The organism is Stenotrophomonas sp. (assembly GCF_050737075.1).
In the GTDB taxonomy this organism is placed as follows: domain Bacteria; phylum Pseudomonadota; class Gammaproteobacteria; order Xanthomonadales; family Xanthomonadaceae; genus Stenotrophomonas.
The window spans coordinates 1-10,360 of record NZ_JBOHXV010000132.1; the positions used below are offsets into that span (position 1 = coordinate 1).

The 10,360-nt window shown below is 69.5% G+C and carries 9 protein-coding genes; 1 reads left to right on the plus strand and 8 read right to left on the minus strand.

All coding sequences use genetic code 11. The features are described from left to right. Positions 1–170 precede the first annotated feature (170 nt). The gene (locus ACREPD_RS20635) at positions 171–1,487 is read left to right on the plus strand and encodes an NCS2 family permease (protein WP_431601030.1); all 1,317 of its coding nucleotides are present in this window, start codon (positions 171–173) and stop codon (positions 1,485–1,487) included. A gap of 103 nt (positions 1,488–1,590) precedes the next feature. On the opposite strand, the gene pncB is transcribed toward ACREPD_RS20635, so the two are convergent. The 8 genes from pncB to ACREPD_RS20675 all read right to left on the minus strand — a co-directional run bounded on the left by pncB (position 1,591) and on the right by ACREPD_RS20675 (position 10,332). Further along, complete coding sequence (gene pncB / locus ACREPD_RS20640; protein ID WP_421569187.1) at positions 1,591–2,766, minus strand: nicotinate phosphoribosyltransferase; 1,176 nt, start codon at positions 2,764–2,766, stop codon at positions 1,591–1,593. A 93-nt stretch (positions 2,767–2,859) separates the two neighbouring features. After that, positions 2,860–3,696 (minus strand): glycosyltransferase family 2 protein, encoded by an 837-nt coding sequence (locus ACREPD_RS20645; protein ID WP_431601031.1) that lies wholly within the window; start codon positions 3,694–3,696, stop codon positions 2,860–2,862. Beyond that, positions 3,693–4,553 (minus strand): glycosyltransferase family 2 protein, encoded by an 861-nt coding sequence (locus ACREPD_RS20650; RefSeq protein ID WP_431601032.1) that lies wholly within the window; start codon positions 4,551–4,553, stop codon positions 3,693–3,695. The genes ACREPD_RS20645 and ACREPD_RS20650 overlap by 4 nt, the downstream gene beginning before the upstream one ends. A 69-nt stretch (positions 4,554–4,622) precedes the next feature. Beyond that, a complete protein-coding gene (gene gspD, locus ACREPD_RS20655; RefSeq protein ID WP_431601033.1) occupies positions 4,623–6,824 on the minus strand; it encodes a type II secretion system secretin GspD in 2,202 nt (733 codons plus the stop codon). 9 nt (positions 6,825–6,833) lie between these two features. Then, positions 6,834–7,622 carry a hypothetical protein gene (locus ACREPD_RS20660; protein WP_431601034.1) on the minus strand — a complete coding sequence of 263 codons (789 nt, stop codon included), beginning with the start codon at positions 7,620–7,622 and terminating at the stop codon, positions 6,834–6,836. Next, a complete protein-coding gene (gene gspM / locus ACREPD_RS20665; RefSeq protein ID WP_431601035.1) occupies positions 7,612–8,340 on the minus strand; it encodes a type II secretion system protein GspM in 729 nt (242 codons plus the stop codon). Before gspM ends, ACREPD_RS20660 begins: the two co-directional genes overlap by 11 nt. Further along, positions 8,315–9,472, minus strand: coding sequence for a PilN domain-containing protein (locus tag ACREPD_RS20670; protein WP_431601036.1), 1,158 nt, complete (start codon positions 9,470–9,472; stop codon positions 8,315–8,317). Before ACREPD_RS20670 ends, gspM begins: the two co-directional genes overlap by 26 nt. Continuing rightward, positions 9,469–10,332 carry a general secretion pathway protein GspK gene (locus ACREPD_RS20675; RefSeq protein ID WP_431601037.1) on the minus strand — a complete coding sequence of 288 codons (864 nt, stop codon included), beginning with the start codon at positions 10,330–10,332 and terminating at the stop codon, positions 9,469–9,471. The genes ACREPD_RS20670 and ACREPD_RS20675 overlap by 4 nt, the downstream gene beginning before the upstream one ends. Positions 10,333–10,360 lie beyond the last annotated feature (28 nt).

A 10,360-nucleotide genomic window follows, 5' to 3' on the forward strand; every position in this document is an offset into this window, starting at 1 on the left:
GTACGGGACCGCAGAAAACATGGATGTTTTCTACGAGCCCCCATGGATGGGTTTACGGCGTGTCCCGTACCCCCGTACCCGCCGGCCCTAACCCACAGTTGCACCAGACGAAGGCTGTTCGCCGTAGCGTTTGACCCAACGAAAAAGACCAACACCCATGGACCCCCACCATGAAACTGCTTGAAAACCTCTTCCAGCTACAGCAGCACGGCACCACCGTGCGGACCGAAGTGCTGGCCGGGCTGACCACGTTCCTGACGATGTCCTACATCGTCTTCGTCAACCCCGACATTCTTTCCACCACCGGCATGGACCCGGGCGCCGTGTTCGTGGCGACCTGCTTGGCCGCCGCGCTGGGCTCGTTGGTGATGGCATTCGCTGCCAACTTCCCCGTGGGCATGGCCCCGGGCATGGGCTTGAATGCGTTCTTCGCGTTTACCGTCGTGGGCGCCGCCGGACTGCCGTGGCAGCAGGCGCTGGCCGCCGTCTTCATCTCGGGACTGGTGTTCCTCGCACTGTCGCTGACCGGCGTGCGCGCCTGGCTGGTGGCCGGCATTCCCGCCTCGCTGCGTGCCGCCATCGTCGCCGGTATCGGTCTGTTCCTCGCCATCATCGCCCTGCAGAAATCCGGCGTCATCATCGCCAACTCCGACACCCTGGTCGCACTCGGGCCGCTCAACACCGCCCCGCCGCTGCTCGCCCTGGCCGGCTTCCTGCTGATCGCCATCCTCGAAGCGCGGCGCGTGCGCGGTGCCATCCTGATCGGCATCCTCGCCGTCACCGGCGCGGCCTGGCTGCTCGGCAACGTGCAGTACCACGGCGTGATCTCCCTGCCGCCCAGCCTGGCCCCGACCTTCCTGCAGCTGGACCTGCCCGGCCTGCTCCACCACAACGGCGGCGCGCCCATTGCCGTGCTGCTGCAGGTCGTGCTCGTGTTCGTCCTGGTCGAAGTGTTCGATGCCACCGGCACCCTGTATGGCGTGGTCGGGCGTGCCGGCCTGCTCAAACTGCCGGGCGCGCAGAAGCGCTTCGGACGTGCCCTGCTGGCCGACAGCACCGCCATCGTCGCCGGCTCCCTGCTCGGCACCAGCAGCACCACCGCCTTCGCCGAAAGCGCCTCGGGCGTGCAGGCCGGCGGCCGCACCGGCCTGACCGCGCTGGTCGTGGCCGGTCTGTTCCTGGCCGCCCTGCTGTTCTCGCCGCTGGCCGCCATGGTGCCGGGCTATGCCACCGCGCCGGCGCTGCTGTTCGTGGCCGGCTTGATGCTGCGCGAACTGGTGGATGTGGACTGGAACGACCTGACCGAGTCCGTGCCTGCCGCGCTGTGCGCGCTGGCGATGCCGTTTACCTATTCGATTGCCAATGGCCTGGCGTTCGGGTTCATCGCCTATGCGGTATTGAAGGCCGGTACCGGTCGCTGGCGCGAAGTGCATCCGGCCGTCTGGTTGGTGGCCGCGTTGTTTGTCGCGCGGTATGCGCTCGAATGACCTGGCATCGGTCACGACCAACGGTCGTGACCTACCGATTCTGCGGTTGCCACGACCCGCTGCCGTGCGGTAGGTAACGACCGTTGGTCGTTACGCCGTTGATTCACTCCGGCGGGAGTTCGAATACCTGGCGCAGGTAAGCCAGGTAGCCCGGGTCGTCGCACATGCTCTTGCCCGGCGAATCGCTGAGCTTGGCCACCGGCTGGCCGTTGCAGCGGACCATCTTGATCACGATGTTGAGCGGGGTCGGGCCCAGGTCGTTGGTCAGGTGCGTACCGACGCCGAAGGCGACCTGGCAGCGGCCACGGAAATAGTCGAACAGGCGCATCACCTTCTCGATGTTCAGCCCGTCGCTGAACACCAGTACCTTGCTGCGCGGATCGACCCGGCGGTCCTTGAAGTGGGCCAGCATGCGGTCGCCCCAGCTGAAGGGGTCGCCCGAATCGTGGCGCACCCCGTCGAACAGCTTGCAGAAGTACATGTCGAAGTCGCGCAGGAACGCGTCCAGGCCGACCACGTCCGACAGCGCGATGCCGAGGTCGCCGCGGTACTCGCGCGCCCACGACTCCAGCGCTGCCACCTGCGAGTCACGCAGGCGCGGCCCCAGGGCCTGGAACGCCTGCAGATACTCATGCGCCATCGTGCCATGCGGCGTCATGCCGTACAGGCGCGCGAAATGCACATTGCTGGTGCCCACGAACTGCGCGCCGAGCGCGTCGCGCAGCATCGGCAGCATCCGCGCATGCCACTCGCGCGAGTAGCGGCGGCGGCTGCCGTAGTCGGCAATGCGGCACAGCTCGAAGCCGGGCGTGTCGCGCAGCAGCGCCGTCTTGGCCTGCAGGCGGCGCTCGCCTTCGGCGAAGTCGGCCTCCGTGGTGTTGCGGAACCAGACCTCATTGATGATCGCCAGCAGCGGCACCTCGAACAGAATGGTGTGCAGCCACGGGCCGGTGATGTCCAGCTCGATCTCGCCCGGCACCGTCTGCGACGGCCGCAGGTCGATGTACTTGCGGTCCAGGTGGAACAGGCCGAGGAAGTCGGCGAAGTCCGGCTTCACGAAGCGCAGCCCCCGCATGTAGGCGAGCTCCTCGTCGGTGAAGCGCAGCGTGCAGAGATGGTCGATCTCCGCGTTGATCTGCTCGATATAGCGCGCCAGCTCGATGCCTGGCGTGCGGCACTTGAACCGGTACTGGACCTGCGCGCCGGGATGCTGATGCAGCACCGCCTGCATCATGGTGAATTTGTACAGGTCGGTGTCGAGCAGTGATTGGATGATCATGCCGCGATTATGCGCCCGCCAGCATGTACCGACCAACGGTCGGTACCTACCGCGTCATCACCGGTAGGTGCCCACCGTTGGTGGGTACGCATTTCACCGGTTGCGGAGCAACCGCGGCACCTGCGCGGCGGCATGCGCCCATATCGCCCCCCACACCGCCGCCTGCACCAGCACATTGCGCTGGCGGGCCTCGAACTTGCGGAAGTAGCGCCACAGGCCACGGTGCTTGTGCCATTCCACGAAGAACGGCCGCGAGCGGCTCGATACCCCGCGCACGTGCACCACCTGCAGGTCGTTGGCGATGGCCACCACCGCGCCGGCCTCGCGCGCGCGCCGGCACAGGTCCAGGTCCTCGGCATGCAGCCGGTAGCCCGCGTCCCAGCCGCCGATGCGCTCGAACAGCGCGCGCGGCATCAGCAGCAGCGCGCCGGACAAGGCCGGCACCGTCTGCAGCGGCTGGGCCGGATCGGCCGGAATGGCCAGCCGCGCGCCCTGCCCCGGCCGGCGCAGCATGGCCGCGAAGTCCGGGTCGCGGCGGCGCACCGCCGCATCCGGCTGGCCCTGCTCGTCCACCTGCTCCACGCCCAGCACGCAGTCGCCCAATGCTTCCCCGCGCGCGCGCAGCTGCGCCAGCGTATCGCGGGCGACCATCAGGTCCGGATTGATGAAGGCCAGCCACGGCGCGTGGCTGTCGGCCACGCCCTGGTTGTTGGCCGCCGCGAACCCGGGGTTGTCCGGGTTGGCAATGAAGCGCACGCGGGGATCGGCACTGGCATGGCGCTGCACGATGTCCAGCGTGCCGTCGTTGGAGGCGTTGTCGACCACGCGGATCTCGGCGACTTCGATTGCGGTACGCAGGCGCAGCAGGCACGCATCCAGCGTGCTGGCGCTCTGGTAGCTGACGATCACCACGGCAATGCAGGGATTCAAACGGCGGACTCCGGATCAGGCGCAGCGGGCGATCCAAACAGATCGCCCTGGGAACGCGGCATTATCGCCTGCCGGTGCAGCTGCTGCAGCGCCTCCCGCGCCTGCAGCAGCGGGTCGCCCATCAGGAAGCTGGCCAGCCGCGGCTGCCAGGCCGGCCAGCGGGTGGCCAGCGCCTCCATGTCTCCGTCCTGTGCCTGCGACTCCCCGGCACGGGCCACGAAGGCGGTCTCGCACAGCGCATTGCGCCAGCCCAGGCCGGCCATGCGCAGGCTCAGGTCGATCAGCGCGGCATTCCAGGAAGCGTAGCTGTGCATGTCCAACCCACCGGCCTTGCGGCGTGCGTTGGCCCGCAGCAGCACCGCATGGGTCACCGCGGACGGCAACTCCGGATGCAGCGCGGGCAGGGCGGCGCACGCCTCGGCCATCGCCCGCAGGTCGTCAGGCGCCGGATTGATCTCACCCAGCCGCGGCCATGCGGCCGTTTCGCCCGCGTTGCACCACGGCGTGGCCGAACCGATCGACGCGTCACGCGCGCAGCAGGCCTCCAGCTGCTGCAACCACCCGGGGGCGGGCACGGCATCGGGCGCGAGCACCACCACGTCGCTGCCCGCGCAGGCGCGCAGCATTTCGTCCAGGTGGGCGACCTCGCCGATCGCGCGGGCGCGACGGGTGTATTCGGCATGCAGGGGCGTATTGGCCAGCCAGTGTTCGATCACCGCCTGCGCACGCGGGCCGGCCTGGCCGTCGTCGGCCAGCCAAACCGGCGTGCCGGCCGGGGTACCCGCATCCAGTGCCGCCAGGCACCGGTCCAGGGCGCTGTCATCGACCCCGATCGGCAGCAACACGATCGTCCCCATCCGTCCCCCTGTGCCGGCCACCTGGGCGCAGCGTAGCAGGCGTGGCCTGCCGCGTGGCGCCCGCGCGGCTCAGCGGCCCGGGCGCGGCGCCGGGAACGGCTCCATCGCACGGAAGCGGTTGCTGTATTCGTCGGTCAGGTTGCGCGACTCCTGTGCGTTGCGCACGATGGTCGGGGTCAACAGCACGATCACTTCCGAGCGCTTGGTGAGCTGGGTCTTCTTGCCGAACAGCGCGCCGATCACCGGAATCCGGCTCAGGCCGGGCACGCCGTTGGCGCCGTTCTCGTCCGAATTGGTGATCAGACCCGCCAGCATGATGGTGTCGCCGCTCTGCACCGCGGCTTCGGTGGAGATCTTGCGGGTATTGATCGGCGGATTGCAGGTCGTGCGGGTGGCGTCGCAGCCGGCGGGGATCGCACCGGCCGAGCTCACTTCCTGCACCATGTCCAGGAACACCACGCCGTCACGGGTGATGCGCGGACGCACCTTGAGGATGACGCCGGTGTCCAGGTACTGCACCTGGCTGTAGGTGTTGTCCCCGCCGGTGCCGGTGTTGACCGACACCGAGTTGATCGGGATCTGGGTACCCACGTTGAGCGTGGCTTCGGCGTTGTTGCGCACGAAGATCGAGGGGGTCTGCAGCAGGCGCAGGTTGCTCACCTTGTCCAGCGCGGTCACCACCGCGGCCGCGTTCTTGCCCAGGAAGGTCCAGCCCAGGCCGCCGTCGCCGACGCGCCCGGAAATGCTGCCCCAGATCGAGCGGCCCAGCGCGCTGGGCAGGTCGATGCCGCTCTCGGTCTTGCCGGTGGCCACGGCCTGTTCGAAGAACCAGTTGACGCCGTAGCTCAGATCGCCGGTCAGTTCGACCTCGGCTACCTGCGCCTCGATGTGCACCTGCATCGGCATCACATCGAGCTTCTCGATCACCTCGCGGATCGAGCGCCAGGCCTGCGGGGTGGAACGCACCAGCAGCGTGTTGGTTTCCTCCACCGCCGAGACGCCGACCGAATCGCCCTGGATTTCGAGGCTGAAACTGGCGTTGCCGGACTGGCGCTGCGGCAGGCTCATGGTGCCCTCGCCCATGCCACCGGTGCGGTTGGTGCCGTTGCTGCCGGTGCTGTTCATGCTGTTGCCGCTGGTGCCATCACGGCTGCCCAGATCCTGCACGCTTGCACCGGGCGCCAGCGAGCCAACGCCGCCGCGGCCGCTGCGGCCGTTCTCAGTGGCGAAGGCCTCGGCCAGGCGCTCGGCCAGGTCCTTGGCCTTGACGTAGCGCAGCTCGTAGGAGAACAGGCGGGCGCTGCCGCCGGCGGTGTCGATGCGCTCCAGCCACTGCTGGATCTGGTCCAGGTAACGCGCCTGCGGGGTGATCACCAGCACCGCGTTGGCATTCTCCAGCGGCAGGAAGCGGAACATGCCGGCACTGGGGGTCTTGCTCTCCTCGCCGAACACCTTCTCCAGGTCCGCCGCGACCTGCTCGGCCTTGCCGGTCTGGATCGGGAACACGCCCACGGACATGCCCGACAGCCAGTCCACGTCGAAGATCTCGACCGTGCGCAGGTAGTTTTCCAGCTCGCTGCGGGTACCGCCCAGGGTGATCACGTTGCGGCCGCTGTCGACGTTGACGATCGCATTCGGGCGCGCGTACGGCTCCAGCACCTTCTTCATCTCGGTGGCGGAAATGTACTGCAGCGGCACCACGCGCACCTCGAAGCCGCGTGCGCTGGCCGCAGGCGCGGTACTCGGCGCCACCGTGCCAGCCAGCGCCTGGTCGGCGGCAACGATGTTGTAGCGGCCGCCGCTGTAGACCATGCGTGCGTTGTTCCAGCCCAGCACCATTTCCAGCAGGTTCAACGCCTGCGCCGACGACACCGGCTTGGGCGTGGCCAGGGTCACGGTGCCCTGCACGCCCGGCGCGATCACATAGTTCTGGCCCAGCATGTCGCCGAGGATCGCCTTGACCACCGCGTGCACCGATTCGCCTTCGAAGTTGAAGGTCGCGGTGCCGTTGCTGGCCTGCGACAGCGACGGCGCTGCCGCGGCGGCGGCGCTGCGGTTGATCATGGTGCCGGTACCGCGGCGGATCACCGCCTGCGGCGTGCCCTCCGCGCCCAGCGGCTGCGCCTCGACGCCGTCGTGCGATCCGTCACCGGCCGCGACTTGATGGGTTCCAGCAGGAACCGCGCCGCGATGGACTTGAGCGCCGGGCACGGTGGCGCACCCCGCGATGAGGGCAACGGCGAACGACAGGGAGAAAAGACGCAATGTCATGCTTTCACTCTATTTGGTTTGGCCGGAGCCGCCGGACGGCGGCTGCGACTGTTGCTGTTGCTGCAGTTGCTGGCGGCGCGCCTGGATACGGGCGCGGATGGCTTGCATCTGTTCTTCACTGGGTCCCTGTGCCGCCGGGCTCGGCGCGGGCGGGGCGGCCGCCGGCGGCGGCGCGACCAGCACCTGCGCAGGCGCCTGCCCGGCGCGCGCAGTGTTCGCCGGCGGCGGTGGCGGCGGGAGCGGTGCGCGCACACCTGGCGCCTGCGGGCCGCCTGCAGTGGCGCTGCCAAGCACGGTGGGCGGCTCACCGCCCTGGCCACTGAAGGTCACCAGCTCCAGCGTCTGTGTGCCGCCCGGGCCGGTCACGGTGGCGCTGCGCGGTTCCAGGGCCACCAGCTGCCAGCCATGCACCGCATCGCCATTGAGGCGCAGCCGCAGCGACTGCTTCTGGTCGGTCGTGAGAATGGCCATGCCGAACTCCGAGGTGAGCAGCACCCCGGTCAGCGTTACCGCGCTGGACGCGCTGCCCGGCTCGGTGCCGCCCAGCAGGTACGGGCGCGGCTTGCGGTCTTCGGCGAACAGCGGGCGCGCTCCGATGTCGGCGTAGGCCGCGGCCGAGGCGATGCGTTCCGGCGCCGCCGGTGCCAGCACCGGCAGGGGCGGCGCAGCGCGGTCGTCGTCGTCGACCGGCGCGATGCCCGCGCCCGCGCCCAGCAGCGTGGCGATCCACAGCAGCGCGGCCAGCGCCGCCACGCCGCCGAGCCACCAGGTGCGCAGTGGGGCGAAGTCAATCTTCAAGGGCGCCCTCCTCGACCGGGGCTTCCGCGCCCGGATCGGTCGGGGCGGCCATGGCCGATCCCGCCGGTGCCAACCCTGCCGGGGCCGGTTCAACCGTCGCGGCCGCAGGCGCGGCGACCACGTCGTTGGCGGCGCCGGGCTTGAGGTAGCCGACCAGCTCGAACGACACGTCCAGCCCGGTCCCCGATTCGTTGGGCGAGGCTTGGAAGCGCTGCGCCAACAGGTTGAGGTTGTCCACGAACAGGCGCGGGCTGCCGGTCTCCAGCGTCTGCAGTACGGCGGCCATTTCCGGTACGCCGCAGCGCAGGCGCACCTGCAGTGCCACGCGCGGGAACTGCGCATCGCGTGCGGTGTCGGTCAGCGGCGAGCGGTTGCTGATGGTGCAGCTGCGGTTGCCCGGGCTGGCCGAGGCCACGGCATCCTGCAGCCGCGTGGACAGGGCTGCTGCGGCCGACTCGGCGGTGGGCTCGCGCAGGAAACCCGGGCGGCCTTCGAGCGCGCGTTGGACCTCCTGCAGGCGCTGCTGCACCTGGCTGCGCTGCTGCAGCTGTGCCTGCACGCGCTGCTCGCGTTCCTGCAGCCCGGCGATGCCGGCATTGATGTCCAGCAGCGGCCGGGTGAACCACGGGTGCACCAGCAGCAGGTAGCCCGCGGCAATCGCCGCCAGCAACAGCGCCAGGGCCAGCCAGCGGTCACGGCGCGTCGGGGGCATTGCCATGGGCAACCTCCTTGGCGGGCGTGGCGGCGGCCGGGGCCGTGGGCAGGGGCTGCAGCTCGGCAGTCAAGGTAAAGCGGTCGCGGCCGGCGGCACCGCCATCGGCCTGCAGCACACCGGTGAGGTTGACCTTGCGCCACAGCGGGGAATCCTGCAGCAGCGACACCAGCTGCGAGGCCTCACGGCTGAGCCCGATCAGCTGCAACGTGTTGCCCTCCACCGAGAGCTTTTCCAGATAGGTGCCATCGGGCAGCAACCGGGTCAGTTCATTCCACAGTTCCACGGTACTGGCATGCGCGCCGCGCTTGCCCTCCAGGAACGCGGCGCCGTCCACCAGCTCCTGCAACTGCTGCCGCTGTGCGGCCACGCGGCGCGCATCGAGCGCGGCACGGTCGACCTGTTCGCGCAGGCGGTCGGCACCGGCCTGGCGGTTGTCCAGCAACTGGTTGCCCGCCAGCGCCAACAGCACCAGCGTGGCGCAGCCCAGCAGCAGGTTCCAGCGGCGCATGGGGTCGTGGGTGACACGGCGCTGGGTGGGCGGCAACAGGTTGACGCCCAGCAGCTGCCCGTTGCCGTCATCGGCATCCACACCGGCCAGCTGCTGTGACCACGCGCCCGCCTGCTGGGTCCACTGCTCCAGTGCCTGGCGCGGAATGACCACCAGTTCGACCTGCAGCTGGCCATCGGCCAGCGTGTCGAGTTCACGCACGTCGTAATGCACCTGGCTGGCTTCGAACGGGGTCTGCCGGTCGATCTCGAAGCCCACCACATCGCGCAGCCGCGGCGCGGCCGCGGCCGGCAACCGCAGCGGGCGGCGCAGCACCAGCGATGCCGGCAGCACCCAGTGCCGCGGCAGGCGGCGCAGGCGTGTATCGAGCACCGCCTCGAGGTCGGCAGGCACGGTAGGCCACGGCAGTTCAACCACCGGCTGGACCTGCGCGGCGGTGTCGCGGCGCACCACCAGGCGATCGCCCTGCTGCGACAGCAGCAGCCGCGAACGCGACCAGCCCATCGCCCATTGCCAGCGCACCGGCAGCCAGGCCAGCAGCGAACGCCGCCACCAGCGCAGGCCATTGCCTACGCCCGGCGCGAGCCGTCCCCTTGCCTGCACCAGACTGTCCCGCCATCCCGTCATCGTGCTGCCATTCCCTGTTCCCAGCGAAGTACTGTGTAAGTCGTCCCCGGCGTGCCTGCCGCGCCCATGCGCACCACCGCACGCAGCACCGAGATCCGCCCGCGTTCATCCGTTGCGCGGCTCTCGATACTATAAGTGCCGCTGCCACTGGCAAGCGTTCCACCGGTCACGTTTCCATCCTCGGCGGCCTCGGCGCGTTCGCGCTCGGCCAGCAGTCGTTCCGCATCCAGCCCGAGCGCGGTCAGTACCGGCCCGGCCGCGAACCGTGGATCGGGACGCGACTGCCGACTGTACAGGGTCAGCATCGGTTCCATCCGTTCATACAATTCGTTGTCCATGCCGAGCACGCGCTGCAGTTCGCCCACCGTCTCGAAACGGCCGTTGCGCGGGCCATACGGCAGGCCTGCGGCCTGGTAGTCCGCGGCCTCGGCGCCGCCGCCGGGTTGGGTCAGGCTGTCGGCATCGCGCCAGTCCGCGATCGCGCCGGCGAGCTGCCGCGCGCGGCCGGGTTCGAGTTCCATGGCACGCAGGAAGGCCTCGAGCAGCGCGGTATCGGCGAGATTGAGGTTGATCTTGCCGTTCTCGTCGATGATGCGCAGGTCGATCCGGCGCGTGTCGAACTGCCAGCGGTAACGCCGTCCGTCCGGCAGCCACGGCGGTTGCAGCGCGTTGGGCTGCAAGCGGTACAACGCGTATTCGAGCCCGGCGCGCGCATGCTCCTGCCCGATGGCATCATCGCCAGTGACCCGCTGCTGCAGGTTCTCGATGCGGGCGCTGAGCGCGAACCCGCCGACCACGGCGGTGAGCAGGGCGATCAGCCACAGCACCAGCACCAGCGCGGCACCGCGCGTACGGCTCACGAACGCGCCCCGCGCGACTGGGTGAGTA

Coding starts and splice junctions, on each gene's coding strand:
- ACREPD_RS20635 (WP_431601030.1), top strand. CDS start 171: ATGAAACTGCTTGAAAACCTCTTCCAGCTACAGCAGCACGGCACCACC.
- pncB (WP_421569187.1), bottom strand. CDS start 2,766: ATGATCATCCAATCACTGCTCGACACCGACCTGTACAAATTCACCATG.
- ACREPD_RS20650 (WP_431601032.1), bottom strand. CDS start 4,553: ATGGGGACGATCGTGTTGCTGCCGATCGGGGTCGATGACAGCGCCCTG.
- gspD (WP_431601033.1), bottom strand. CDS start 6,824: ATGACATTGCGTCTTTTCTCCCTGTCGTTCGCCGTTGCCCTCATCGCG.
- gspM (WP_431601035.1), bottom strand. CDS start 8,340: ATGGCAATGCCCCCGACGCGCCGTGACCGCTGGCTGGCCCTGGCGCTG.
- ACREPD_RS20670 (WP_431601036.1), bottom strand. CDS start 9,472: ATGACGGGATGGCGGGACAGTCTGGTGCAGGCAAGGGGACGGCTCGCG.